This window comes from Streptococcus sp. FSL E2-3488 (assembly GCF_038003585.1).
Taxonomy (GTDB): Bacteria; Bacillota; Bacilli; order Lactobacillales; family Streptococcaceae; genus Streptococcus; species Streptococcus thermophilus.
Genome location: NZ_JBBOPL010000001.1, coordinates 1867806 through 1893563, shown reverse-complemented (window position 1 = coordinate 1893563; position 25758 = coordinate 1867806). Strand labels below are relative to the sequence as shown.

23 protein-coding genes, 2 pseudogenes and 1 other annotated feature are annotated in these 25758 nt (G+C 36.5%); of the genes and pseudogenes, 20 read left to right on the top strand and 5 right to left on the bottom strand.

Translation table 11 applies throughout. The features are described from left to right. Nucleotides 1–4 precede the first annotated feature (4 nt). Nucleotides 5–877, bottom strand: coding sequence for a YitT family protein (locus tag MHH90_RS09735; RefSeq protein WP_064355694.1), 873 nt, complete (start codon nt 875–877; stop codon nt 5–7). Nucleotides 878–1020: 143 nt separating this feature from the next. Then, nucleotides 1021–1262: a binding site (T-box leader), on the top strand. Nucleotides 1263–1304: 42 nt separating this feature from the next. Here MHH90_RS09735 and trpS point away from each other — a divergent pair. Together trpS and guaB are read left to right on the top strand one after the other, a co-directional pair. Continuing rightward, the gene (gene trpS / locus MHH90_RS09730) at nt 1305–2327 is read left to right on the top strand and encodes a tryptophan--tRNA ligase (protein WP_084829192.1); all 1023 of its coding nucleotides are present in this window, start codon (nt 1305–1307) and stop codon (nt 2325–2327) included. Between the two features lie 176 nt (nt 2328–2503). Then, entirely contained in the window at nt 2504–3985 is a 1482-nt protein-coding gene (gene guaB, locus MHH90_RS09725) for an IMP dehydrogenase (RefSeq protein ID WP_084829191.1), read from the top strand. 168 nt (nt 3986–4153) lie between these two features. Here guaB and recF read toward each other — a convergent pair whose 3' ends face one another. Continuing rightward, complete coding sequence (gene recF / locus MHH90_RS09720; protein WP_084829190.1) at nt 4154–5254, bottom strand: DNA replication/repair protein RecF; 1101 nt, start codon at nt 5252–5254, stop codon at nt 4154–4156. A gap of 2 nt (nt 5255–5256) precedes the next feature. After that, nucleotides 5257–5634 (bottom strand): S4 domain-containing protein YaaA, encoded by a 378-nt coding sequence (gene yaaA, locus MHH90_RS09715; protein WP_084829189.1) that lies wholly within the window; start codon nt 5632–5634, stop codon nt 5257–5259. 77 nt (nt 5635–5711) lie between these two features. On the opposite strand from yaaA, the gene yfmF reads away from it, so the two are divergent. The 17 genes and pseudogenes from yfmF (at nt 5712) to rpsD (ending at nt 24181) form a co-directional block, all read left to right on the top strand. Then, on the top strand, nt 5712–6962 hold the full coding sequence (gene yfmF, locus MHH90_RS09710; protein WP_084829188.1) for an EF-P 5-aminopentanol modification-associated protein YfmF: 1251 nt from the start codon (nt 5712–5714) through the stop codon (nt 6960–6962). 1 nt (nt 6963) lies between these two features. Then, nucleotides 6964–8243, top strand: a pseudogene (yfmH, locus tag MHH90_RS09705) (EF-P 5-aminopentanol modification-associated protein YfmH). Nucleotides 8244–8301: 58 nt separating this feature from the next. After that, nucleotides 8302–9159: a helix-turn-helix domain-containing protein gene (locus MHH90_RS09700; RefSeq protein WP_084829187.1), complete on the top strand. Its 858-nt coding sequence runs from the start codon at nt 8302–8304 to the stop codon at nt 9157–9159. A 12-nt stretch (nt 9160–9171) separates the two neighbouring features. After that, the gene (gene pgsA / locus MHH90_RS09695; RefSeq protein WP_084826205.1) at nt 9172–9714 is read left to right on the top strand and encodes a CDP-diacylglycerol--glycerol-3-phosphate 3-phosphatidyltransferase; all 543 of its coding nucleotides are present in this window, start codon (nt 9172–9174) and stop codon (nt 9712–9714) included. Nucleotides 9715–9726: 12 nt separating this feature from the next. Further along, nucleotides 9727–10557, top strand: coding sequence for an energy-coupling factor ABC transporter ATP-binding protein (locus tag MHH90_RS09690; RefSeq protein ID WP_084829186.1), 831 nt, complete (start codon nt 9727–9729; stop codon nt 10555–10557). Then, entirely contained in the window at nt 10533–11375 is an 843-nt protein-coding gene (locus MHH90_RS09685; RefSeq protein ID WP_084829185.1) for an energy-coupling factor ABC transporter ATP-binding protein, read from the top strand. Before MHH90_RS09690 ends, MHH90_RS09685 begins: the two co-directional genes overlap by 25 nt. After that, the gene (locus MHH90_RS09680; RefSeq protein WP_084829184.1) at nt 11368–12162 is read left to right on the top strand and encodes an energy-coupling factor transporter transmembrane component T family protein; all 795 of its coding nucleotides are present in this window, start codon (nt 11368–11370) and stop codon (nt 12160–12162) included. Before MHH90_RS09685 ends, MHH90_RS09680 begins: the two co-directional genes overlap by 8 nt. Nucleotides 12163–12465: 303 nt before the next feature. Next, entirely contained in the window at nt 12466–13020 is a 555-nt protein-coding gene (locus MHH90_RS09675; RefSeq protein WP_100262447.1) for a LysM peptidoglycan-binding domain-containing protein, read from the top strand. A 239-nt stretch (nt 13021–13259) separates the two neighbouring features. Then, nucleotides 13260–13891: pseudogene (locus MHH90_RS09670) on the top strand (hypothetical protein). Between the two features lie 101 nt (nt 13892–13992). Beyond that, nucleotides 13993–15702, top strand: coding sequence for a hypothetical protein (locus tag MHH90_RS09665; protein WP_084829239.1), 1710 nt, complete (start codon nt 13993–13995; stop codon nt 15700–15702). Between the two features lie 143 nt (nt 15703–15845). Beyond that, entirely contained in the window at nt 15846–16967 is a 1122-nt protein-coding gene (mnmA, locus tag MHH90_RS09660) for a tRNA 2-thiouridine(34) synthase MnmA (RefSeq protein WP_084829182.1), read from the top strand. A gap of 274 nt (nt 16968–17241) precedes the next feature. Next, nucleotides 17242–19143, top strand: coding sequence for a tRNA uridine-5-carboxymethylaminomethyl(34) synthesis enzyme MnmG (mnmG, locus tag MHH90_RS09655; RefSeq protein ID WP_011681754.1), 1902 nt, complete (start codon nt 17242–17244; stop codon nt 19141–19143). Between the two features lie 73 nt (nt 19144–19216). Next, nucleotides 19217–21181, top strand: a complete 1965-nt coding sequence (locus tag MHH90_RS09650; protein ID WP_011681753.1) for a DHH family phosphoesterase — start codon at nt 19217–19219, stop codon at nt 21179–21181. 1 nt (nt 21182) lies between these two features. Continuing rightward, nucleotides 21183–21641 (top strand): 50S ribosomal protein L9, encoded by a 459-nt coding sequence (rplI, locus tag MHH90_RS09645; RefSeq protein ID WP_002952263.1) that lies wholly within the window; start codon nt 21183–21185, stop codon nt 21639–21641. Between the two features lie 43 nt (nt 21642–21684). After that, nucleotides 21685–23046 (top strand): replicative DNA helicase, encoded by a 1362-nt coding sequence (gene dnaB, locus MHH90_RS09640; RefSeq protein WP_002952261.1) that lies wholly within the window; start codon nt 21685–21687, stop codon nt 23044–23046. Between the two features lie 23 nt (nt 23047–23069). Continuing rightward, entirely contained in the window at nt 23070–23372 is a 303-nt protein-coding gene (locus MHH90_RS09635; RefSeq protein ID WP_002952260.1) for a Veg family protein, read from the top strand. Nucleotides 23373–23569: 197 nt separating this feature from the next. Next, nucleotides 23570–24181, top strand: a complete 612-nt coding sequence (rpsD, locus tag MHH90_RS09630) for a 30S ribosomal protein S4 (protein WP_084829177.1) — start codon at nt 23570–23572, stop codon at nt 24179–24181. Nucleotides 24182–24407: 226 nt separating this feature from the next. On the opposite strand, the gene MHH90_RS09625 is transcribed toward rpsD, so the two are convergent. Next, nucleotides 24408–24596 (bottom strand): hypothetical protein, encoded by a 189-nt coding sequence (locus MHH90_RS09625; protein WP_023910021.1) that lies wholly within the window; start codon nt 24594–24596, stop codon nt 24408–24410. A 115-nt stretch (nt 24597–24711) separates the two neighbouring features. Between MHH90_RS09625 and MHH90_RS09620 the strand changes: the two genes are divergently transcribed. Next, the gene (locus MHH90_RS09620) at nt 24712–25074 is read left to right on the top strand and encodes a DUF1304 domain-containing protein (protein WP_340725911.1); all 363 of its coding nucleotides are present in this window, start codon (nt 24712–24714) and stop codon (nt 25072–25074) included. A gap of 77 nt (nt 25075–25151) precedes the next feature. Here the strand turns inward: MHH90_RS09620 and MHH90_RS09615 are convergent, their stop codons facing one another. After that, nucleotides 25152–25691 (bottom strand): TetR/AcrR family transcriptional regulator, encoded by a 540-nt coding sequence (locus MHH90_RS09615; protein ID WP_002952253.1) that lies wholly within the window; start codon nt 25689–25691, stop codon nt 25152–25154. Nucleotides 25692–25758 lie beyond the last annotated feature (67 nt).

The following is a 25758-nucleotide window of genomic DNA, read 5'->3' as shown; positions in this document are numbered from 1 at the left end:
GATTTTATAAGGGATTAATAAAGTCATTTGGAACACTCTTGTAATCTTTTTGAAGGCTAAATCCACGTCCCATAACTGTAGAAGCAGGGATAATGACAATGAAGGCAGTTTCGTCTATTTTTTGGATTTCTTCTTGGACTTTTGGGACCTCATGAGTTGACAAGGTGGTCATAATCATATTTTGAGAATGTCCAGTATGTCCACCAAGAACTGGAATTTTTGTTGCACCGCGATCAGCACCATTAGTGATGTAGTTTAGGATTTGATCACTCTTTTGTGAAATGATTAGGAGATTCCGTGATGAATTGAGTCCTACCATCATTTTGTCAATTGTAAGGGATACGACATAAAGAGATAAAATGGAGTACATAACAGTATCAGGAGAAAAGGCTATGGCACTAATGGCGACAATGATTCCATCAACTATGAGTAGGACCACTCCTAGAGGTAGAGGTGTGTATTTATTAAGAATTTGTGTGATAATCCCTGTTCCCCCAGTTGAGGAATTCCCATAAAAGACTATTCCTAGACCTAATCCTAGTATAATTCCACCAAAAATTGATGCTAACAAAGGTTGTTTGGTAAGCGTAGGTAAACCTTCGGTTAATTTAATAAAAGTCGGGAAAACTAGAGATCCATATAAAGTTTTTAGGAGAACTTCGCGGCCAAGGAAGCACCAACATAAAATTAACAAAGGGATAGTTGTCGCTAAGACAAAGTTAGCATTATTCCAACCGAAAAGAGCATTTAAACTAATGGCTAGCCCTCCGACACCACCTGAAGCAATATTATTTTTAACTAAAAGTGAGTTATAACCAACTGCAGATATAAAAGAACCGATTGTAACTAAAAGTATGTCTATTATTCGACGTTTCATATATTATCTCCTAAATATGATATTCCTATTATCAAGTCTTTTTTAGTATCCGTCAAGTAATGACTATTTTGATTGTTTAGAAGGTTATGTTTCACGTGAAACTAGAAATATAACCTTGACAAAAATGGATAAAACAATGTAGAATAATAGTCATCAGAAGAGTAATTCTTCCTTTCTTTTTTAGAGAGCTGGTGGTAGGTGTAAACCAGAATGAAGGTGGAATGAATGGGCTGAGGAAAATTGACGAGTAACGTGAACACATAAACGTTAGGTTTGGCACCCCTTATCGTGCAACTTCTTTGTTGAGAAGTTTTGAGATGATAGCTTTACAAAGAGTTATCAACTGAGGTGGTACCGCGTATCAAAAGTGATTAACGCCCTCACGCATATTTTTGCGTGGGGATTTTTATATTAGAGAGGTAATTATATGGCGAAACCTATTATTTTGACGGGAGACCGTCCAACAGGAAAACTACATCTTGGACACTATGTAGGTAGTCTAAAGAATCGTGTACTGTTACAAAACGAAGATAAATACAAGATGTTTGTATTTTTAGCTGACCAGCAAGCCCTTACTGATCACGCTAAAGAATCAGAAATTATAAAAGAATCGATTGGGAATGTTGCTTTAGATTATCTTTCTGTAGGTTTAGATCCAGCGAAGTCGACTATTTTTATTCAAAGTCAGATTCCTGAGTTAGCTGAGTTGACTATGTATTACCTGAACCTAGTTTCATTGGCTCGTTTAGAGCGTAATCCAACAGTTAAGACGGAAATTGCTCAAAAAGGCTTCGGAGAATCTATTCCAACAGGATTTCTAGTTTATCCAATTTCTCAGGCAGCTGATATCACGGCATTTAGAGCTAATTATGTTCCTGTGGGGAATGACCAAAAGCCAATGATTGAGCAGACACGTGAAATTGTACGTAGTTTTAATCATACTTACAACTGCGATATTTTGGTTGAACCAGAGGGAATCTACCCTGAAAATGAGGCTGCAGGACGCCTCCCAGGTCTAGATGGTAATGCTAAGATGTCTAAATCCTTGGGTAATGGAATCTTCCTTTCAGATGATGAGGATACTGTTCGTAAAAAAGTTATGAGCATGTATACTGATCCAAATCATATTCGTGTGGAAGATCCAGGCCAAATCGAAGGTAATATGGTTTTCCATTATCTTGATATCTTTGGTCGCGAAGAAGATGCTGTTACAATTGCTGAAATGAAGGAACATTATCAGCGCGGTGGTTTGGGAGATGTGAAAACAAAACGTTATCTTCTAGAAATTTTAGAACGTGAGTTGACTCCAATTCGTGAACGTCGTTTAGAGTATGCCAAGGATATGGGAGAAGTGTTCCGTATGCTTGAAAATGGTAGTCAAGCTGCGCGCGAGGTTGCTGGACAAACATTAGTAGAAGTAAAAGAAGCGATGGGAATTAAATATTTCTAAGAAATAAAAATAGGGGTCCAGATTATCTGGACCCCTATTTTTGTTTGGAAAAAGTTTTTCTTATAATCCTATGCGAAACCTGTTGACAAATCTATTTAGCATGATATGATATTATCAATTAAAAAATAGACAGGGGTTTTTGTACCTCAAAACTTTGAGAAAAGAGGACGATTATAATGTCAAATTGGGACACTAAATTCTTGAAAAAAGGTTACACTTTTGATGACGTACTGCTTATTCCTGCGGAAAGTCATGTTCTACCAAACAACGTCAACTTGAAGACGAAATTGGCTAAAAATTTGACATTAAATATTCCAATCATCACTGCAGCCATGGATACAGTAACAGATAGTAAGATGGCTATCTCAATTGCTCGTGCAGGTGGCTTGGGTGTTATTCACAAAAACATGTCTATTGCGGAACAAGCTGAAGAAGTTCGCAAAGTAAAACGCTCTGAAAATGGTGTAATCATTGATCCATTCTTCTTAACACCAGAACATAAAGTTTCTGAAGCTGAAGAATTGATGGAACGCTATCGTATCTCAGGTGTTCCAATCGTTGAGACACTTGAAAATCGTAAATTGGTTGGTATTATCACAAACCGTGATATGCGCTTTATCTCTAATTACGAGACACCAATTTCAGAACATATGACTTCTGAGCAATTGGTCACTGCTCCAGTTGGAACAGATCTTGAAACTGCTGAAAGCATTCTTCATGAGCACCGCATTGAAAAGTTGCCTTTAGTTGATGAAGAAGGTCGTTTGTCAGGACTCATTACTATTAAGGATATCGAAAAAGTTATTGAGTTTCCTAATGCAGCTAAGGATGAATTTGGTCGTCTATTGGTAGCAGGTGCTGTTGGGGTTACCTCTGATACTTTTGAACGTGCAGAAGCTCTCTTTGAGGCAGGTGCAGACGCTATTGTTATTGATACAGCACATGGTCACTCAGCAGGTGTTCTTCGCAAAATTTCTGAAATTCGTGCTCACTTCCCAGACCGTACTTTGATTGCAGGAAATATTGCAACGGCTGAAGGTGCGCGTTCGCTTTATGAAGCAGGTGTTGATGTCGTTAAAGTAGGTATCGGACCAGGTTCTATTTGTACAACACGTGTGGTTGCGGGTGTGGGGGTACCTCAAGTGACTGCTATTTACGATGCTGCTAGTGTTGCGCGTGAATACGGAAAAACAATCATTGCTGATGGTGGTATCAAATACTCAGGTGATATTGTAAAAGCACTTGCAGCAGGTGGTAACGCTGTAATGCTTGGTTCTATGTTTGCCGGTACTGATGAAGCACCAGGTGAAACTGAGATTTTCCAAGGTCGTAAATACAAGTCTTACCGTGGTATGGGATCAATTGCAGCTATGAAGAAAGGATCAAGTGATCGTTACTTCCAAGGCGCTGTGAACGAAGCTAATAAACTAGTTCCAGAAGGAATTGAAGGCCGTGTAGCTTATAAAGGTTCTGCTGCTGATATCGTATTCCAATTGATTGGAGGCATCCGCGCAGGTATGGGTTATACAGGAGCAGAAGATATCCAAGCTTTACATGACAAAGCTCAGTTTGTTGAAATGTCAGGTGCAGGGCTTATAGAAAGTCACCCTCATGATGTTCAAATTACAAACGAGGCGCCTAACTATTCAGCTCATTAAAAGACACAGAAGTACTTGCCAAGAGGCAAGTACTTTTGTGCATCAATATTTACATTAAGTTTACAATACATTCACGACAATAGAGTTATTAATATAGGATTTAGGAGAAAGTTGTTTACAAGATATCCAATATTTATTGTCACAGTTGTCAACAAAAAAAGCAGTTCATTAATCGACTTGCTTTTCATAAATAGTACCATTCTTAACTAAGAAGGTCTTTAAATTGGGTGGTAGGTTGCTAAGATGATCGAGTGAGGTTGTCGTCATGAAAGTTTGGACCTCTTCATCAATATTTTCTAGCAATTTAAGTTGACGGTGATTGTCAAGTTCACTCATGACATCGTCAAGGAGAAGAATAGGAAATTCCTCTGTCACTTTTTTAATCAGAGCAATCTCAGCCATTTTTAATGAAAGAATAAGGCTACGTTGCTGCCCTTGACTACCGAAAGATGCGTTCATGTCATTAATGTAAAATCTTAAATCATCCCTATGTGGACCAACACCGGTATTCTTTTTGAAGATATCTCTTTTGTGATTCTGGTTTAATGTAGTTAAAAATGCTTCTCGAATATCTTTGCTATTTTGTATTGGGATGTTAGATTCATAGGAAATTTTAAGACGCTCAATCTGATTTGAGAGAATACTATGATGTCCATCAGCTTCCTCTTCTAATTGCTTGATAAATTCTAGTCTATGTTTAATAACTCGTGCTCCAAAATCGGCAAGCTGTTCATCTAAAACTGAGAGGAAATTAATGTCTACCTTGTCAGTAGATTTGAGATAGGCATTACGCTGCTTAAGAACATGATTGTAATTTGATAGGTCTGAGAGGTAAACAGGCTTAATCTGTCCTAAATCAATATCTATAAATTTACGTCTTAGACTTGGAGATCCTTTTACAAGTTGTAAATCCTCAGGAGCAAAGAGTACCACCGTCATGTGACCTATATAATCAGATAATTTTGCCTGCTTGAGGTAGTTGACCTTTGTAACTCGTCCCTTATTAGATAAGTTGATTTCCAGAGGTAGATTTCCACTATGACGACGCACGATGCCGTTTAGTTTAAGACTATTTTGCTGGAACTGAATTAGTTCCTTGTCTAAATGGGTCCGATGACTACGTGTTAAGGCTAGAAAATAGATAGCTTCAAGAATATTTGTTTTTCCTTGGGCATTTCGTCCAAGAAAAATATTGAGATGTGGTGAAAAGCTCACAGAGGCTTCAGAATAATTTCTAAAGTGTTGAATATCAATTTTTTCAAGCCACATGGTTAGATTCCTGGGAAACGGACAGGTTTCCTTTTTGTTTTATTACTTTCTTTTGTTTGGTGTTTTTTTTGTTTCTTTTTGTTATCTTTATTCATTTTTTTTACAATAGCATAAAAACGTGCTCTCTCAGCGACTTCTTTTTTATGTTTTTCAATTTCACTTTGTGTAGGAACTACGATAGTAATTTCAAGCTCTTCAGACGGTATGGTAATAACATCTCCATAACGAAGTTTTTTTCCACGCCGTTTTTCCTCCTCACCGTTGAATAAAACAACATTGTTAGCTAAAAAGCCCTTAATAGCTCCACCACTGTGAATGATGCTTAATTCTTTTAAAAGTGCCTGTAGTGTTATGTATTCATCAAATAATTTATATTCCATAGAACCTCAACTTTCTCTTGAGATAAGATAGCATAAAAATGGTATAATTGAAAGCATAAACTTTCTAGAGGTTATCAATGAAAATTGCTGATGGTGTATATGTACACTTCATTCCAACACAAAAATATAAAACTAACCGTATTGTTTTTCGAATGACAGGTTCTTTGAATAAACAAACAATTGCTAAACGGGCTCTAGTTTCACAAATGTTAGCTACAGCTAATCAGACATATCCAACAGTACAGTCTTTCAAAGAGAGATTAGCTTCACTTTATGGGACACAGTTATCAACTAAAGTGTCAACAAAAGGGTTGACACATAGTGTTGACATAGAGTTGACATACCTGAAAGACTTCTTTATTCCAATGAATAAAAGTTTATTTTGGGAAGTCTTAGGTTTTTTGAAGGATTGTCTTTACAATCCATTGTCAATAGTAGCGCAATACCAAAACAAAGTATTTGACATAGAAAAACAAAATCTAATGACCTACCTGGATGTTGATACAGAGAATAATTACTACTATAGTGAAGTTCAGGGACGAGAGCTTTACTTTGTAAACGAGGCTTTGAAAGTTCCCAAGTATGGGCGAGTAGAGCTTGTTGAAGCCGAGACATCGTTTACAGCTTATCAAGAATTTCAAAGCATGTTAACTAAAGATCGAATTGATATCTTTATGGTTGGGGAATTTGATGACTATCAAGTACTCCGAGGTTTACACAGATTTCCTTTAGAGGGACGCCAAGTTGATTTACAGTTTAGTTATAATCAACCTTATTCTAAAGTTGTGAAAGAAAAGATAGAGACTAGACAGACTAGTCAATCTATTTTACAGTTAGGTTATCAATTTCCTTGTCAATATGGAGATAAAGATTATTTTGCTTTAATTGTATTTAATGGCATGTTGGGTGAATTTGCTCACTCAGCTTTATTTACAAAGATTCGAGAAAAAGAAGGATTAGCTTATTCAATTGGTAGTCAATTTGATGCCTTTACAGGTTTACTAGAAATTTACGCTGGAATTGAAAAATCTAATAGAAATCAAGCTATGCGAGGGATTATCAGAGAGTTGAATCACATTAAATTAGGACGTTTTTCAAGTTCCCTTTTTAATCAAACCAAAAAAATTATACGGATGAATGCCCTTCTCTCTGAGGATCATGCATTAACACTAGTAGAACAACATTTTAATAAGGTTATTTTTGGCGATAAAAATATCTCATTAGAGGATTGGTTAGATAAAATCGAGAAGGTTACTAAAAAAGATGTTTGCCGTATAGCACGTCAAGTCAAGCTACAAAGTTTGTTCTTTTTAGAAGGAGTGTCTTAGAATGGCTGCTGCTTTGAAAAAACGTTATTATCCAAAGATTGCTGAAGAAGTTTATTTAGCAACTTTAGATAATGGTATGTCGTTATCTATTATCAAGAAAAAAGGATTCATTGAAAAAGCTGCCTTTCTGTCTACAAATTTTGGGGCACTAGATAACCACTTTTATATTGATGGTAAGTTGCAGACATACCCTGCTGGTATTGCTCATTTTCTTGAACACAAGTTATTTGAGGATGATCAGGGAAGGGATGTTACATTGGACTTTGTAAAGCTAGGAGCTGATGTCAATGCTTTTACCACCTTGGATAGGACAACATACTATTTTTCAACAATTGATCACTTTGAGGAGTCACTGGAGCTTTTGCTGAGGTTTACAAGTGAGTTTACAAGTTCCGAAGATACTGTCAACCATGAAAAAAGAATCATTGAACAAGAAATAAACATGTATCAGGATGATCCTGATTATAGAGTTTATTTAGGGTGTTTACAAAGCTTGTATCCCAATACTATATTAGGTCAAGATATTGCTGGAAGTATTGATAGCATTAAAAAAATTACTGCAAAGGATTTAAAAAATAATTTTGATTATTTTTATAGACCGGAGAACTGTCATCTTGTCTTAATAGGCAATTTTGACATTGAACAAATTTACAGATTTGTAAAGGAAACGCGAAGTGAATTTACAATATCTCATAAAACAGTTGAAAAAGAAAAGCAACCCATTGAGGAGAATATCCAAAAGTTAGATAGTCTTCAAATGGACATCTCGATTTCAAAACTAGCCATTGGTTTTAAGAACGTCCATTTTTCCGATAATTATATGAGAGAGAGCATATTGGTACAATTGTTATTTAATTTATTGTTTGGATGGACATCGCCTTATTATAAAAATTGGTATGCTGAAGGAAAAATAGATGAGTCTATGTCAATTGAATATGAGGTATCTAGTAGATATTCATTTGTTATTATGACTATGGACACTGCAGAACCCATCCGTATGTCAAGTTTAATTCGTCAAGTGATGACATCGGCAGATAAACAAAGATTGTTGACAGAAGAAGCATTGGATCTACAAAAGAAAGCTTTGTATGGTGAATTTTTACGTAGTTTAGACAATATTCAGAATTTAGGTAGCCAGTATTTAGCTTACTCAGATGATGGCAAAACTTACTTTGATTTTGGTCAGGAATTGATGAGTATTACTTATAAGGATTTGAAGAATTTTTTAATCACTATCTCTCAAATATGGTGATTACCGATTTTGTTGTCTTCCCTAAATAAGTAAATATTTGCTATAATATAAACACTAAAACAAAGAAGAATATTAGAAAGGGGAAAAATGAAGCGATACTCTCTTGGTGAGCAATTACGTGCAGCACGAATAAAAAAAGAATTAAGTTTATATGATGCAGAAAAAGTTTCAGGGGTTGAAGCGCAGTATCTTCTAGCTATGGAAATGGATCAACTTAAAGCTTTACCCAAGGACATTCAGCAAGAAGCACTTGAAAAGTACGCTACTTCGGTTGATTTAGATGGAAAACATCTGTACGAAGAGCAGAAAAAGAATGAGCGAAAAGTTAAAGAAGAAAAGAAACAAGTTGAACGTAAGGAAGATATTTTAGATACTAAAGTCCCCATGTCACGTTTTTCAAAACTTAAACGTGAAGAAAAAAGAAAGTCTAACTATATCCCTTTACTAATTCTGAGTGCGGTTTCATTACTTATCATCTGTTCAGTTGGATATATTATTATTAGACACCTTTCTAACCAACCTCAGGTGATTAAGCCCAATACTATCTCTACAGCTAATCACTTATCAATTGCAAGTGGAGCTAAGTCGTCTCGAAGCATTTCTGAGGTTACAGTATCGGGGGCCAATTTTACAACAACAACTCAAGGAAATCAATTAATGGTTGATTTCTCCAATGTAAAATCTTCAGTAGTTTTAGAAGTGGAGTTATCAGAAAATAGTAACGATACATGGTTTTCTGTAGATAACTCAGATACTTCAGAGAGTTATTATCTTTCAAAAACTAATAAATCAAAATACTCTTTGGATCTTTCTGATAAAATCAAAACAACTCAAATTATTATCGCTCAACCTTCAAAAGTTACTCTCAAGGTAAATGGAGAGTCACTTGATTTATCTCAACTAGATCAAAATACACCTAGCTACCTAACATTAAGAATCCAATAGAATCGAGAAGAAATGTTTAAAAAAGAAAATTTACCTAACTTATTGACACTTGCTAGAATTATCTTAATTCCCATCTTTTTATTGATGACATCACTTGCGTCGAGCAATGTGATGCATATTGCGGCAGCAGTTGTTTTTGCCATTGCTAGCATTACAGATTATTTAGATGGCTATTTGGCACGAAAATGGCATGTTGTTACTAATTTTGGGAAATTTGCAGATCCTTTAGCGGATAAAATGTTGGTAATGTCAGCTTTTATTATGTTAGTAGGTATTAATCAAGCACCTGCTTGGGTTGTTTCAGTTATCATCTGTCGGGAGTTGGCAGTTACAGGACTTCGTCTTTTGTTAGTCGAAAACGGTGGCACAGTTCTCGCTGCAGCTATGCCTGGTAAGATTAAAACAGTGACTCAGATGTTATCTATTATTTTGTTATTGTGTCATGTGCATTTTGTAGGGACAATCATGCTGTATGTAGCTTTATTCTTTACGATTTACTCAGGCTATGATTATTTCAAGGGTGCAGGTTTCTTGTTTAAGGACACCTTTAAGTAGTACGATAAACCAATGATTGAAATAAAAAATTTAAAATTTAAATATAATCAAGATCAAACCTCCTATACCCTGAATAATGTATCGTTTCACGTGAAACGTGGGGAATGGTTATCCATTGTAGGCCATAACGGATCTGGAAAATCCACGACAGCACGTCTAATTGGCGGACTTTTAGTGGCAGATTCTGGGCAGATCATTGTTGATGGTCAGGAATTAACAGAAGAGACTGTCTGGGATATTCGTGATAAAATTGGTATGGTTTTTCAAAATCCAGATAATCAATTTGTTGGAGCTACTGTTGAAGATGATGTTGCTTTCGGTCTTGAAAATAAGGGACTTCCCTATAAAGAGATGGTTTCTAGAGTTCAAGAGGCATTGTCTTTTGTAGGCATGATGGATTTTAAGGATAGAGAACCAGCCAGACTATCTGGAGGTCAAAAACAACGTGTGGCTATTGCTGGAATTATTGCCATGAGACCATCTATTTTGATTTTGGATGAAGCAACAAGTATGCTTGATCCAGAAGGTCGCCAGGAATTAATTCAATCTATTGAGGATATTCGTCAGCAATATGGAATGACTGTTTTATCAATTACTCATGATCTCGATGAGGTTGCGATGAGCAACCGTGTTTTAGTTTTAAAACAAGGTAAAGTGGAGTCCATTTCAAGCCCTCGTGAACTTTTTAGCAGAGGCTCAGAGTTGGTTGACTTAGGTCTTGATATCCCTTTTAGTGCGTTACTAACTCAGAAACTTAAAAATCAAGGTTTGATAGATTGTGAAGGCTATCTGACAGAAAAGGAATTGGTAGAACAATTATGGGAATATATCTCGAAAATGTAAGTTATACCTATCAATCGGGTACTCCTTTTGAGAGGCGTGCCCTTTTTGATATGACAGTTACGATAAAAGATGGTTCGTATACAGCCTTTATTGGACATACAGGGAGTGGTAAATCAACAATTATGCAGTTGCTGAATGGACTTTATTTACCAACTAGTGGTCAGGTTAAAGTTGATGACACTATTATAAATAGTCAATCCAAGAATAAGGAAATAAAGCCAATCCGTAAAAAGGTCGGTTTAGTTTTTCAATTTCCGGAGAGTCAGTTATTTGCAGAAACTGTTTTAGAAGATATTGCTTTTGGACCTCAAAATTTCGGAGTTTCTAAGGAGGAGGCCGAACAGCGTGCTCTGGAAAGTCTAAGATTAGTTGGTCTCTCAGATGAGTTACGTGATCAGAATCCTTTTGATTTATCGGGAGGGCAGATGCGACGTGTTGCTATTGCAGGTATTCTAGCTATGCAACCAGATATTTTAGTGTTGGATGAACCGACTGCTGGTCTAGATCCTCAAGGACGAAAGGAGTTAATGTCACTCTTTAAGCAGTTACACCTTTCTGGAATAACGATTGTCTTGGTTACACATTTGATGGATGACGTTGCAGATTATGCAACAGCTGTAAATGTTATGGAAAAAGGGCGCCTAGTATTGTCAGGAACTCCTAAAGATGTTTTCCAAAAAGTCGCTTTTCTCAAAGAAAAGCAGTTAGGTGTTCCTAAAATCACAGAGTTTGCGCTACAACTGCAAGAAAAAGGTTATAGCTTTGAAAGTCTTCCTATTACAATAGAGGAATTCGTAGAGGTGTTGGTTCATGGATAAGTTAATTATTGGGCGTTATATTGTTGGTGATTCTTTTATACACCGATTAGATCCTAGAAGTAAATTATTAGCAATGCTGATTTATATTATCGTCATTTTTTGGGCTAATAATCCTGTAACTTATGCTGTGATAACTCTATTTACACTTTTCTTGGTTTTCTTGTCTAAAATCAAGCTTGGTTTCTTTTTGGGTGGTATTAAACCAATGATTTGGATTATGTTATTCTCTACCCTGTTTCAAGTTTTCTTCAATACAAGAGGGAATGTGCTTTGGTCCATCGGATTTTTTAAGATTACGGAAGTTGGTTTAAATCAAGGTTGGATGATATTTCTCAGGTTTATACTCATTATTAGTTTTTCCACCTTACTTACTTTAACAACTACGCCGTTAAGTTTATCTGATGCAGTAGAGTCACTTTTAAAACCGCTGACTATTTTTAAAGTACCGGCACATGAAATTGGTCTAATGTTATCTTTGAGTTTACGTTTTGTACCAACCTTGATGGACGATACAACGCGTATTATGAATGCTCAGAAGGCGCGTGGTGTTGATTTTGGTGAAGGAAATATTATTCAAAAGGTTCGGTCAATTATACCAATCTTAATTCCTTTGTTTGCATCTAGCTTTAAACGAGCAGATGCTCTGGCTATAGCTATGGAAGCCAGAGGTTATCAGGGTGGTGAAGGGCGAACAAAATATCGTCGACTTTTATGGAACTGTCGAGATACCTTGTCAATTATTGCTATTTTAGCTTTAGGGTTAATACTTTTTTATCTTAAGAGTTAATTCGTAAAAATGAATAAAAACTAGGTCTTAAGACCTAGAAGTATTTGAAGAACGTCTACGTAGGCGTTCTTTTTCGTCTAATCTCAATCTACCTGTAATATTTTTAATATCACTAACAAGAAGATGTTATATTTGCACGGTATTATAGATACATGGTTATAGTTCTTCAGCTTAATCTGGATTAAAGAATCCCTATAGTGAATAAGCCAGTTGATTAACTATTAACCTATTGGTCATAAATAAAATAATTTAATAACTTTTACTAATATGGATTGGACTATAAATAGATAAAGGAGCATTGTCATGCAAACAAAGAATACATTTAACACTAAAAAACTAGGTCTTTTTGGACTTGTTACAGTGGCAACACTTGGAGCAACAGCTTTAGCTAATGCAGAAACTTACACAGTTCAAAAAGGAGATACCCTTTCAGCTATTGCTAAGAAGAATGGTACGACAGTGGACGAAATCGTCTCAAAAAATGGCATCCAAGATGCTAATAAGATTTATATTGGTCAAAAATTAACGATTAATGAAACTACTGAGGAGCCAGCAGAGACACCTGCTTTAGTAGAAACATCAACAGATTCTACCCAAAGTGAAAGTAACCAAACGACCGACACAAATCTTTCTTCTTCAGAGGCAGCTGCTAAGGAAGAAATCGCTCAACGTGAGTCAAGTGGTAGCTACACAGCCCAAAACGGACAATATTATGGACGTTATCAATTATCTTCATCATATTTGAATGGTGATTTTTCTCCTGCGAACCAAGAAAAAGTAGCAGATAATTATGTAGCAAGTCGTTATGGTTCATGGACAGCAGCTCTTGCTTTCTGGAACGCCAATGGCTGGTACTAAAATTTTGTCATTGAATTGTGAGAAAATAAAGTAGAAACTCATACAAATAAGAGAAAAAATGCCAGATTTTTGGTATTTTTTTATTGAAATGATAAATCATTGTAACATTAGGCATAATATGAATAATCGGCAGTAATATTACTAGGTTATGATGAATATAACTAGAAGAAACTAGGAGAGATTAATGTTTAAAAAAAAGTTATAAGGGACGTCGTATCAAATTAGCAGTAAAAAAATCATTGGCGGTACCAGTAGCAATTGTAACGAGTTTTAGTGTCATTTTGGCAGTTTCACTCTCTCCTTTAGTTAATAAAGGATTGGTTAACGCATTCTCGGATTCAGTTATACCAACTCCTTCAACAACATCAACAACGTCAGAATCAACAGCAGATTTGGTGAAATCAACAGAGGTTAGCTCAAGCAAAGAGAATAAAGAAAAGGTTGAAGAAAGTAAAGCTCAATCAGAGACAACGACCGAAACAGTAGGAGCATCAGAAAAACCTCAATCAGAGTCTGCTACAACAGCAAGCATTGACGCTACGTTTACTCAAAATAATGGAGTAGCTTCTTCGGTTGCTGCTTCGACTACTGGAAATGGTTTAGTTATTATCTCAAATGGCAACACTGCAGGAGAAATCGGTTCTTATGCAGCAGTACAGATGGCAGCAGTAACTGGAGTCCCACAGTCAACCTGGGAGTCGATTATTGCGCGTGAATCAAATGGTGATTATACTGTAGCAAGCAGTTCAGGGGGGCATCAGGTCTCTTCCAAACAATGCCAGGATGGGGTTCAACTGCAACAGTTGAAGATCAAATTCAATCAGCCTTGAATGCCTATAACGCACAAGGATTGTCAGCTTGGAATTACTAAGATTTATAGAAGTTGGGAGGTATCTTTCAGCTTTTTATTTCGGATATTAGTAATCGTTTTCACGGAGCTTTTTGTTATAATGGGGAATGAAAGGTTTAGCAATGAAACAATTTTTTAAATCAAAAGAAAAGCTATGGGTTCCCCTTATTATTGTATCTTTTGCTGTGTTATTGGTTACGCCACAATTATTTACAAAAAAAGTCATTTTAGGTTCAGATTCCGTTTTTCACTATAATAGGTTTTATGAAGCCGCTATGCAATTAAAGAATGGTAACTTTTCTTACTTTTTATCTTTGTATGGCTTCCAACAGTCAGGCCGCATTGTCAATGCTCTTTACGGTCCTTTTTTTGCTTATTTACAAGGAGGACTTGTTTTAATAAGTGGCACTTGGTTTCGTTATCAGATTGTGTCGAGGATACTACTACATATATTAGCTGAGTCCTCAATGTATGCTTTGCTCAAGCAGTGTAAAGTTAAGACTACCATTGCCTTGTCATTAGGTTTACTCTATGCTACAACATTCTCTATCCAGTACTGGACGATGCGTCAGGGGTTTTCTAGTTGGGGAGCAGCTTTATTACCTTTTTGTTTTATCCCAGCAATTCGCTACATTTTTTATCAAAAAGTAGAACCAATTAGACTTACCTTATCCATGGCCTTGATTTTTCAAGTTCATGTGCTTAGCGCTTTAATGTTAGTGATGATGTATATTCCTTTCTATCTTTACACCTTTGTAACGTTATCCGTCGCTAAGAAGAAGGAAACCTTCTTGCAAGTCTTTATAGCAGTCATTCTTTTCCTCTTGCTGACTGTCAATGTCTGGTTAATACTCCTATATTTGAGAGGCACGAATCATCTTTTAGATCCATTTATAAATAGGGAAATAGGTAAGAATGGAATTGATGGAACAGCAAGATACTGGCTATATACTCCAATTTCCTTAATGGTGTTACTCGTTTTACAGTTTGTTTATGCTATTTTGAATTGGAAGAAATTGGCCAAATGGAAAAAAATATTGCATTTTATCTATTTTGTCTTCTTTTTCTTATCAACAGGTCTTTTTCCGTGGCAGTATCTAGTAGAAAATGGAAATACATTTGCTGAACTGATTCAATTTCCATTTAGATTCTTTGTTCCTGCTACCATTTTACTTTTAGCAATTACGGGGTTAACGGTCACGCGATTTGTAAACTGGCGAAAAAGTATTGCTGTTTTACTCTTTGCCTTTGCGGGCATTGGTCTCATTCAGAATATGATGGATACTACCGATCGTGTAAAAACTGCGGCACAAGATGGTGAACTTATTACCATTGTTAAACATACTTACGTTGAAGGAGATTACCAGACGATAAATCTTACTATGGATGACAGTGATTTGTCACAATTTTTAAATTTAGTTGTTAAACCAACACCAGATTATGTTCCAATTTATGGGACAATAGGTAAGCAGAATACTTACGATCTTTATTATAAAAATGTTGTTAAGAATCAGAGTGCAGAAAAGATGCTCGAAGATGGTTATCTTGTATTAACTTGGCAAGCTGCTGAAGGAGAGGAGTTAAACTTACCAATAGTTGTCTATAGAGATTCCATCTTGACACTAAATGGTCAAGAACTTAACAAGGCTGATTATAGATTGTCAACAATAGGTACACCAATAGTTTCATCACAAAAAGGGCAGAATAAACTGGTGTTAAGTTACCAAGAACCGAGATGGTTAGTTATAGCCGTATGGATTCCAATAATAGTCTGGGGAGTAATATCTTTACAGTGGGTTTACATTAAAATAAATATAAAAAAGGTTCCCTAGTGTAACCTTTTTGCATTATTCTTTAATCATGATATAATTAAGTTTGCGTGCTTTTACGCTTCAAAATCGACCTTCAAATCGATATTTGAATAACTAGACCCTTCAAGTCTATGTTGAATTTTATTTGATGGGAGGAGTTATCAATGACTGATAATTCAAAAACACGTGTTGTTGTCGGTATGAGTGGTGGCGTTGATTCATCAGTAACAGCTCTACTTTTAAAAGAGCAAGGCTATGATGTAATTGGTGTCTTCATGAAAAATTGGGATGGCACAGATGAATTCGGTGTATGTACAGCCACCGAAGATTATAAAGATGTGGCGGCAGTAGCTGATCAGATTGGTATCCCGTATTACTCTGTTAATTTTGAAAAAGAGTACTGGGACCGTGTATTTGAGTATTTCTTAGCAGAGTACCGCTCAGGGCGTACCCCTAATCCAGACGTTATGTGTAATAAGGAAATCAAGTTCAAGGCTTTCCTCGACTATGCTATGTCATTGGGAGCGGACTATGTGGCTACAGGGCACTATGCTCAAGTTGTTTGCGATGAAAATGGTATTATCCATATGTTGCGTGGTGCAGATAACAATAAAGATCAAACCTACTTCCTTAGTCAACTTTCGCAAGAGCAGTTGCAGAAAACGATGTTTCCTTTAGGACATCTACAAAAGCCAGAAGTTCGTAAGATTGCTGAACGTGCAGGTCTTGCAACAGCCAAGAAAAAAGATTCAACAGGAATATGTTTTATTGGTGAGAAAAACTTTAAAGAGTTTCTTAGTCAATACTTACCAGCTCAAAAAGGCCGTATGATGACCGTCGATGGTCGTGATATGGGTGAACATAACGGACTCATGTATTACACCATTGGTCAACGTGGTGGTATGGGTATTGGTGGCCAAAAAGGCGGAGATAATGCTCCTTGGTTTGTAGTAGGGAAAGATCTTTCTAAAAATATTCTTTACGTGGGTCAAGGTTTCCACCATGAGTCGTTGATGTCAACTTCACTTGACGCTTCAATGATTCACTTTACTCGAGATATGCCGGAAGAATTTGAAATGAAATGCACAGCAAAATTCCGTTATCGTCAACCTGATAGTAAAGTTACTGTAAAGGTTAAGGGTGATAAAGCAGAGGTTGTTTTTGCTGAAACTCAGCGTGCTATTACACCTGGTCAAGCCGTTGTTTTCTATGATGGTCAGGAATGTTTGGGCGGCGGTATTATTGATCAAGCATATAAAGACGGAAAAGTTTGTCAGTATATTTAACTGAAGTAAAGATCTGAGTTTCCAATTTTTAATGCATTTATGGTCTTTTTCGCTATAATGAATCCAATTTCAACTCTTTATTCTAATCAAATAGTGATTTGAATTGACAAAACGATTTGATTTGATAAAATAATTTTAACAATAGTCATGATGGTCAAAGCTCATGGGAATTGTGCGTTTTTGCGTACAGTTTTCTAGAGTTTTGACTATTTTTGTAGGAAAAAACAAAGAAAGGATGAGGCAGTTGACTGTAAATCACTGCAAAAATCTAAAAATGTCTTACGAGTTTGATGAAAATTTTGATGTAATTGTCGTTGGTGCTGGTCACGCCGGTGTGGAAGCTAGCTTGGCTGCAGCCCGTATGGGATGTAAAGTTTTATTAGCGACCATTAACCTAGAGATGCTGGCTTTTATGCCGTGTAACCCTTCTATCGGTGGATCGGCCAAGGGGATTGTTGTTCGTGAAATTGATGCTCTTGGTGGAGAGATGGGTAAAAACATCGACAAAACCTACATTCAAATGAAAATGTTGAATACTGGTAAAGGACCCGCAGTTAGAGCTTTGCGTGCTCAAGCAGACAAAGCCTTGTATGCTATGACAATGAAACATACAGTTGAGTGTCAGGAAAACTTGACTCTACGTCAATCAATGGTTGATGAAATACTTGTTGAAGATAGCAAGGTAGTCGGTGTAAGAACAGCCACAAATCAAAAATATGGAGCTAAAGCAGTTGTTGTAACAACAGGAACGGCTTTACGCGGTGAAATTATCATAGGTGATCTCAAATATTCTTCTGGACCAAATAATAGTCTTGCATCGGTTACTTTGGCTGATAATTTGAAGGAGCTTGGGCTTGAAATTGGTCGATTTAAAACAGGTACTCCTCCTCGTGTCAAGGCATCATCAATTAATTACGAAGAGACCGAGATTCAACCAGGCGACGAAAAGCCGAATCATTTTTCATTTTTGTCGAAGGATGAAGACTATCTTCAGGATCAGATTCCTTGTTGGCTAACCTATACGAATCAAGAGAGCCATGATATTATCAATAACAATTTACACCGTGCACCGATGTTCTCAGGTATTGTCAAGGGAGTAGGACCTCGTTACTGTCCATCAATCGAAGATAAAATTGTCCGCTTTGCTGATAAAAATCGTCATCAACTTTTCCTTGAACCCGAAGGAAGAGAGACTGAAGAAGTCTATGTACAAGGTCTGTCAACAAGCTTACCCGAAGATGTTCAAAAAGAGTTGATTCACTCAATCAAAGGTCTGGAAAAGGCAGAGATGATAAGAACTGGCTATGCGATTGAGTATGACATTGTCCTTCCACATCAATTACGTGCAACACTTGAAACGAAGTTGATTTCAGGTCTCTTTACAGCAGGACAGACCAATGGAACTTCTGGATACGAGGAGGCAGCAGGTCAAGGTCTAGTTGCTGGTATTAATGCAGCTCTTAAAGTCCAAGGTAAACCAGAGCTTATTCTCAAACGTAGTGATGCCTATATTGGTGTAATGATTGACGATCTTGTCACGAAAGGAACCTTGGAACCATATCGTTTATTAACTTCACGCGCAGAGTATCGACTTATATTACGTCATGATAATGCTGACATGCGCTTGACACCTATTGGTAGAGAAGTTGGCTTGGTTGATGATGAACGTTGGAATATCTTTAAAATTAAGAAAAATCAGTTTGACAGAGAGTTGACACGTCTGTCAAAAGAAAAATTAAAGCCTATCAAAGAAACAAATGAAAAAATTCAAGCTCTAGGATTTAAGCCTTTGACAGATGCCATGACAGCCAAAGAGTTTATGCGTCGACCTGAGATTGATTACGCTACAGCTACTCAGTTTGTCGGTCCAGCTGCAGAAGATTTGGATGCTAAGGTTATAGAGTTACTTGAAACTGAAATCAAGTACGAAGGGTATATCAATAAAGCTTTGGATCAAGTAGCTAAGATGAAGCGAATGGAAGAAAAAAAGATTCCGGAAAATATTGATTGGGATGCTATTGATTCTATTGCAACTGAGGCTCGTCAAAAATTTAAGAAAATAAATCCTGAAACCATTGGTCAAGCAAGCCGTATCTCAGGGGTTAATCCAGCAGATATCTCTATTTTGATGGTTTACCTTGAAGGCAATAATAAAGCTCGACGTAAAGTGGATTAACAGTCGTAACACTTGTAAAAGCCTTTTAATTAAGGCTTTTTTATGTTATAATTGTTAGATTAAGAGGTTTTATATGAAAAGATTTCACTTTGCAACTATTCACCTGATAATGATAGGACTAGTTCTTTTTGGAATTGCTACCATTTTTGTCCGCGTATTACAAACGGAGTCTGCACTCATTTTTGCGCTTTTTATCATTATGGTAGTAGTTGTTGCACTATTGCATTACCAAAAGACAACATATGAGTCTTTGGAAATAGAACAATTAGATGAACTGAATCAGGATGTGGAAGCTTCTTTGAAGACTCTTCTTGGAAAGATGCCTGTCGGAGTCGTTACTTTTGACGAAAATGACCATATTGAATGGTTCAACCCCTATGCTAAGTTAGTGCTTTCAGATGAATATGGGAACTTCAATAAGCAGTTGATTGCAGATTTTATCTCCCAGAAACGAAAGGGGTCACCTTCGAATGTAATAACTGTTGGTGACAATAAATACGCTGCCTTTGTGGATTTTGACAATAAGCTGACATATTTTATTGACAATGTTTATGATCAAGATGAAAATGTTGATCCAAATATGACTCGACCTGTTATTGGGATTATTTCAGTTGATAACTACGACGATGTGACAGGAAGTTTGCCAGATGCAGATGTTTCAAAAATCAATACATTTGTAGTAGGATTTATTTCTGAGTTTGCTAAGGCTAAGCATATTCATTATCGACGTATTGAAGGGGATCGTTTTTACTTCTTTACCAATTACAGTGTTTTGACAGAATTCATGGATCAAAAGTTTTCTGTCTTGGATGACTTTCGTCAACAAGCACAAGAACGTGGTTTACCACTGACTTTGAGTATGGGAATATCCTTTGGTACGCTTAAGCATGATCAAATCGGGCAAGTTGCTTTGCAGAACCTTAATATTGCACTTGTTCGAGGCGGAGATCAAGCTGTTGTTAAGGAAAATGATGATCACAAGGAACTTCTTTATTTTGGAGGAGGCTCTGTCTCAACAGTTAAGCGTTCTCGTACAAGAACAAGGGCTATGATGACTGCAATTTCATATAAGTTAAAAACAGTCGAAAAAGTATTTGTTGTAGGTCACAAAAATCTTGATATGGATGCCTTAGGGGCTACTGTTGGTATGGCCCATTTTGCTAGTCAGATTGTTAGAAAGAGCTATGCTGTTTATGATGATATGGCTATGAATACGGATATTGAGCGTGCGGTAGAACGTTTGAAAGAAGATGGGCAGTCACCCCTTATTACACTCTCAGAAGCTGAAGAACTAGTCAACCAACACTCATTGCTAATTATGGTTGACCACTCAAAAATCAATCTAACCCTATCTCAGGATTTTTATGATCGATTTAATGAAGTTATTGTCGTAGATCATCACCGTCGAGATGACGACTTCCCTGAAAATGCAGTTTTGACTTTTATTGAAAGTGGAGCAAGCTCTGCTTGTGAATTGGTTACGGAGTTGTTACAATTTCAAGGGGCTCCAGAACGTTTGAGTAAAATCCAAGCTTCTATCCTTATGGCAGGTATAATGCTGGATACCAAGAATTTCTCTACTCGTGTTACTAGTCGAACTTTTGATGTTGCCTCTTACCTTCGTAGTTTAGGAAGTGACAGTGGAGAAATTCAAATGATTTCTGCTACGGATTTTGACGAATATCGACGTATTAATGAGTTAATTATTGCAGGCGAACGAATTACTGATGATATAATCGTTGCTACAGGAGATAACCACAAGTGCTATAATAATGTTGTGATTGCTAAGGCGGCAGATACTATGCTTGCAATGGCTGGAATCGAAGCAACCTTTGTTGTTGCTCGAACAAGTCACTCGACTGTAAACATATCTTCTCGAAGCCATAATGCGATTAATGTACAAGGTATTATGGAAAAATTAGGTGGTGGTGGACATTTCAACCTAGCCGCCTGCCAATTACGAGACTGTAGTGTTTCTCAAGCGCAAAATAAATTAATTGAAACTATTATGGGAGAGTTGGCTCCCAAGGAGGATTAAAATGAAAGTTATTTTCTTACAAGACGTTAAGGGTAAAGGAAAAAAAGGTGAAATTAAAGAAGTACCATTAGGTTATGCTCAAAACTTCTTGATTAAAAAGAATCTTGCTAAAGAAGCAACAAAGCAAGCTATCGGGGAGTTGAAAGGAAAACAAAAATCAGAAGAAAAGCATGCTGCAGAGTTGTTAGCTGAAGCAAAACGCGTTAAAGAACAACTTGAGAAAGAAGAAAATCGTCTTCAATTTACTGAGAAGGTTGGGCCAGATGGTCGTACATTTGGTTCAATTACAGCTAAAAAGATTGCGGAAGGACTTCAGAAACAGTTTGGAATCAAGATTGATAAACGTCATATTGAACTTGAACATCCTATTCGAGCGATTGGCTTGATTGAGGTTCCTGTAAAGCTTCATAAAGAAGTGAATGCACAAATTAAGCTTAACATCAAAAATAGTGCTGAGTAATTCGTTGACACTATAAGTAAATCTTGTAAAGGAGGGAATAATTGTGGCAGAAGCTCAAGAATTACGAGTGCAACCTCATGATTTAGTAGCGGAACAGTCTGTTTTGGGGGCTATTTTCATTAACCCGGAAAAGTTAATTACGGTTCGAGAGTTTATCGAAGCAGATGACTTTTACAAGTATTCCCATCGTGTCATTTTTAAAGCAATGGTAACGCTGTCGGATCGAAATGATGCCATTGATGCCACGACAGTACGTACTATTTTAGATGACCAAGATGACCTCCAAAACATAGGGGGTATTTCTTATCTTGTAGATTTGGTCAATAGTGTCCCAACATCCGCAAATGCTGAGTACTATGCTAAGATTGTGGCTGAGAAAGCCATGCTTCGGCGTATTATAAATAGGTTGACAGAAATTGTCAATCAAGCATATGAGGGGACAACTGAATCGGATGAAATTATTGCAAATGCTGAGAAAGCCTTAGTTGATGTTTCAGAGCATAGCAATAGTAGTGGTTTCCGCAAAATATCTGAAGTTCTTGATGTCAATTTTAATACTTTGGAGATGCGTTCACAGCAAACATCAGATGTAACTGGATTACCGACAGGTTTCCGTGACCTTGATAAGATTACAACAGGTTTACACCCGGACCAATTAATTATTTTAGCAGCTCGTCCCGCTGTTGGTAAAACAGCCTTTGTGTTGAATATCGTTCAGAATGTTGGTACCAAGCAAAATAAAGCTGTTGCAGTTTTTTCCCTAGAGATGGGTGCAGAAAGCTTGGTTGATCGTATGTTGGCAGCTGAAGGTATGATTGATTCTCATGCTTTACGTACAGGTCAATTGACAGAGCAAGATTGGAATAATGTCATGATTGCTCAAGGGGCACTGGCTGAGGCACCTATTTACATAGATGATACCCCTGGTATAAAGATTACTGAGATTCGTGCACGGTCCCGTAAATTGTCACAAGAAGTAGAGGGTGGTCTCGGTCTCATTGTGATTGACTATTTGCAGTTGATTACAGGGACGCGACCGGAAAATCGCCAACAAGAGGTCTCAGATATTTCAAGACAGTTAAAAATCTTAGCCAAGGAGCTCAAAGTTCCTGTAATTGCCTTGAGTCAGTTATCTCGTGGGGTTGAACAACGTCAGGATAAACGACCAGTCTTGTCTGATATCCGTGAATCAGGATCTATCGAGCAGGATGCCGACATTGTAGCTTTCTTATATCGTGATGATTACTATCGAAAAGAGAGTGAAGAATCAGAGAATGCGATTGAAGATAATACAATCGAAGTTATCTTAGAAAAAAACCGTGCTGGTGCGCGTGGAACAGTTAAGTTATTATTCCAAAAAGAATATAATAAATTTTCATCGATTGCTCAGTTTGAGGAATCGTAACTTTCAGATTTAAGGAGATATATATGAGTGACGCATTTGCAGATGTTGCTAAAATGAAAAATATTAAGGAAGCTATTAAAGCTCATGAAGGTCAGTTGGTAGAATTGACTTTAGAGAATGGACGTAAACGTGAAAAGAATAAGATTGGTCGTTTGACAGAAGTCTATCCATCATTGTTTATTGTTGAGTATCAGGACTTCGGTTCTCAAGCTGACGCTATTAATAATAGTTATGTTGAATCTTATACTTATTCAGATATTTTGACTGAAAAGACTCTCATTCGTTATTTGAGTCCCGAGGAACAAGCTGAAATCGAAAATAAATAAGAAAAAGCCTTTACTTGGGCTTTTTTTCGTGGTAAAATAGCGGAGTATGTGAAATAATAGCAGGATAAAATGAAGCTCGTCAACAGGAAGTCAGCTAGAAAAGTAACCTTTGCTGTTTGGGCGAAGTCTTTCTGAACGAATCAGGTTTATCTAAAATGTTATTTCCTAAAAATATTTTTTATAGGAGGACATTATTAATGTCACGTTATACAGGTCCATCATGGAAACAATCACGTCGCCTTGGTTTCTCACTTACAGGCACAGGTAAAGAATTGGCACGTCGTAACTACGTACCAGGTCAACATGGCCCAAATAACCGTTCAAAACTTTCAGAGTACGGTTTGCAATTGGCTGAAAAACAAAAGCTTCGTTTCTCATACGGTTTGAGTGAAAAACAATTCCGTAACTTGTTCGTACAAGCTACTAAAGTTAAAGGTGGAACACTTGGTTTCAACTTTATGGTTCTTTTGGAACGTCGTCTTGATAACGTTGTGTACCGTCTTGGTCTCGCAACAACTCGTCGTCAAGCACGTCAATTTGTAAACCACGGTCACATCCTTGTTGACGGTAAACGTGTTGATATCCCTTCATACCGCGTTGAAGTTGGTCAAGTAATCTCAGTTCGTGAAAAGTCAGTTAAAGTTCCTGCTATCCTTGAAGCAGTAGAAGCTACTATCGGACGTCCAGCATTCGTATCATTTGATGCTGAAAAACTTGAAGGTTCATTGACACGTCTTCCAGAACGTGATGAAATCAACCCAGAAATCAACGAAGCACTTGTCGTTGAATTCTACAACAAAATGCTTTAATTTTAATATTATTGTATCGAAAAGCCCGTTATTATGGGCTTTTTGCTTATTTTAAAAGACTGTTTCAGAAATTTGCTTACCTTTTTGCTTACTTCTATATAGATTTTAGAGCTATATCACAGAATGAGACGGCTTTTTTGTTTTCTAACATAATAAGCTCCTAGTCATTTGTATTAGACTAGGAGCTTGTTCCATTATCTTATGATATGTGATTTTGAGGTATAGTTCATTTATTTTCCAGTCCACCTTCAAAGTCTGCTGAAACATTTGAAACGTAGTTGGTGAAGTAGGCTTCAAAATCTTTTTTAGTCGTTTGTACTCTTTCTTCAGAGTATTCTTTATCCTCTATATAAGCTTGAAATCTAGAGATTTTCAAGTCTTTTTGTAGACGTTGTATTACTTCTGTTTTTGTCATTAGGACCTCTCTTTCAGTCTTTGTTTTACCATATTTTAAATTTTATAAAACATGTGTGTTGTTTTAATGCTTTACTTTTGATATACTGTCAAAGTTGTTTAAGAAGGGAGAAACTATGTCTATTATTATACTAATTTTAGCTGGGATTGTTGCATTGGAGCATCTTTATATCATGTATTTGGAAACTTTTGCAACACATTCAGACACAACTAGTAGAATTTTTAATATGAGCAAAGAAGAGCTTCAACGCGATTCTGTTACAAACTTATTTAAAAATAAAGGTATTTACAATGGTTTAATCGCTGTATTCCTCTTGTATGGTATTTTTACAAATAGTCAGCTACTTGTAACTGTTTTTGTTCTTAATGTTTTCTTTGCTGCTGTTTATGGTGCTGTAACTGCTAATAAGAAGATTATTTTTACGCAAGGTGAACCCGCAATATTGACCTTGTTTTCACTTATTATCTCATTGTTCTAGGAATTTAATTATAAGAGAAAAAAGCTACTTTATCTACCGAGATACTTTGTAGCTTTTTTTGTGCTTCTGGTGTTATTTTATTGTGGAATAAATCGTAGAAGGAAGTCTGTCATTTCTTGAGGTGATTCCTTTTTGCCATTTTTTATCCATGCTTGACAAGCTCCAAAAATAGCATGAGCAAGATAAATGCTGGCATAGTCCTTCTCGAATCCTTTGAGAGCTCTTTTTTCAGCAGTAGGGTCAATAAAGTCTTTAGCTATCATACGCTGAAGTTTGTTTATCAGAAAATCTTGAATTTCTTTTGCTCCATTTGTAGATAATAGAGCTGAAAGAAGTTTTTCACGAGTAAGAATTTCAAAGATTTCGAGAAAGGCCCCTTCTTTCTTTCCTTCGTATTTATCAAAGATATACTCTAGTTTATGAAACAATTCTTTCTGATAGCTATCTATCATTTCAAATTTATCCTTGTAGTGAGTATAAAAACTTGAACGGCTAATCCCAGCTGTTTGAACTAGACGAATAGTTGTAATCTCATTGAAATCTTGGTCTTTAAGGCATATTACCAAAGCATCTAAAAGAGCTTTTTTAGTCAGTGAACGCCTTTGATCTTTTGTCATGTATTTCTCCTTTCACACAGTTTTATATAATGTGTCCAAAAAATAGTTTTTAAATATTGATTTATAA

Bases quoted from the DNA above. Each gene is read 5' to 3' on its own strand.
- MHH90_RS09735 (WP_064355694.1), bottom strand. From the start codon at position 877: ATGAAACGTCGAATAATAGACATACTTTTAGTTACAATCGGTTCTTTT.
- trpS (WP_084829192.1), top strand. From the start codon at position 1,305: ATGGCGAAACCTATTATTTTGACGGGAGACCGTCCAACAGGAAAACTA.
- guaB (WP_084829191.1), top strand. From the start codon at position 2,504: ATGTCAAATTGGGACACTAAATTCTTGAAAAAAGGTTACACTTTTGAT.
- recF (WP_084829190.1), bottom strand. From the start codon at position 5,254: ATGTGGCTTGAAAAAATTGATATTCAACACTTTAGAAATTATTCTGAA.
- yaaA (WP_084829189.1), bottom strand. From the start codon at position 5,634: ATGGAATATAAATTATTTGATGAATACATAACACTACAGGCACTTTTA.
- yfmF (WP_084829188.1), top strand. From the start codon at position 5,712: ATGAAAATTGCTGATGGTGTATATGTACACTTCATTCCAACACAAAAA.
- MHH90_RS09700 (WP_084829187.1), top strand. From the start codon at position 8,302: ATGAAGCGATACTCTCTTGGTGAGCAATTACGTGCAGCACGAATAAAA.
- pgsA (WP_084826205.1), top strand. From the start codon at position 9,172: ATGTTTAAAAAAGAAAATTTACCTAACTTATTGACACTTGCTAGAATT.
- MHH90_RS09690 (WP_084829186.1), top strand. From the start codon at position 9,727: ATGATTGAAATAAAAAATTTAAAATTTAAATATAATCAAGATCAAACC.
- MHH90_RS09685 (WP_084829185.1), top strand. From the start codon at position 10,533: ATGGGAATATATCTCGAAAATGTAAGTTATACCTATCAATCGGGTACT.
- MHH90_RS09680 (WP_084829184.1), top strand. From the start codon at position 11,368: ATGGATAAGTTAATTATTGGGCGTTATATTGTTGGTGATTCTTTTATA.
- MHH90_RS09675 (WP_100262447.1), top strand. From the start codon at position 12,466: ATGCAAACAAAGAATACATTTAACACTAAAAAACTAGGTCTTTTTGGA.
- MHH90_RS09665 (WP_084829239.1), top strand. From the start codon at position 13,993: ATGAAACAATTTTTTAAATCAAAAGAAAAGCTATGGGTTCCCCTTATT.
- mnmA (WP_084829182.1), top strand. From the start codon at position 15,846: ATGACTGATAATTCAAAAACACGTGTTGTTGTCGGTATGAGTGGTGGC.
- mnmG (WP_011681754.1), top strand. From the start codon at position 17,242: ATGTCTTACGAGTTTGATGAAAATTTTGATGTAATTGTCGTTGGTGCT.
- MHH90_RS09650 (WP_011681753.1), top strand. From the start codon at position 19,217: ATGAAAAGATTTCACTTTGCAACTATTCACCTGATAATGATAGGACTA.
- rplI (WP_002952263.1), top strand. From the start codon at position 21,183: ATGAAAGTTATTTTCTTACAAGACGTTAAGGGTAAAGGAAAAAAAGGT.
- MHH90_RS09635 (WP_002952260.1), top strand. From the start codon at position 23,070: ATGAGTGACGCATTTGCAGATGTTGCTAAAATGAAAAATATTAAGGAA.
- rpsD (WP_084829177.1), top strand. From the start codon at position 23,570: ATGTCACGTTATACAGGTCCATCATGGAAACAATCACGTCGCCTTGGT.
- MHH90_RS09625 (WP_023910021.1), bottom strand. From the start codon at position 24,596: ATGACAAAAACAGAAGTAATACAACGTCTACAAAAAGACTTGAAAATC.
- MHH90_RS09620 (WP_340725911.1), top strand. From the start codon at position 24,712: ATGTCTATTATTATACTAATTTTAGCTGGGATTGTTGCATTGGAGCAT.
- MHH90_RS09615 (WP_002952253.1), bottom strand. From the start codon at position 25,691: ATGACAAAAGATCAAAGGCGTTCACTGACTAAAAAAGCTCTTTTAGAT.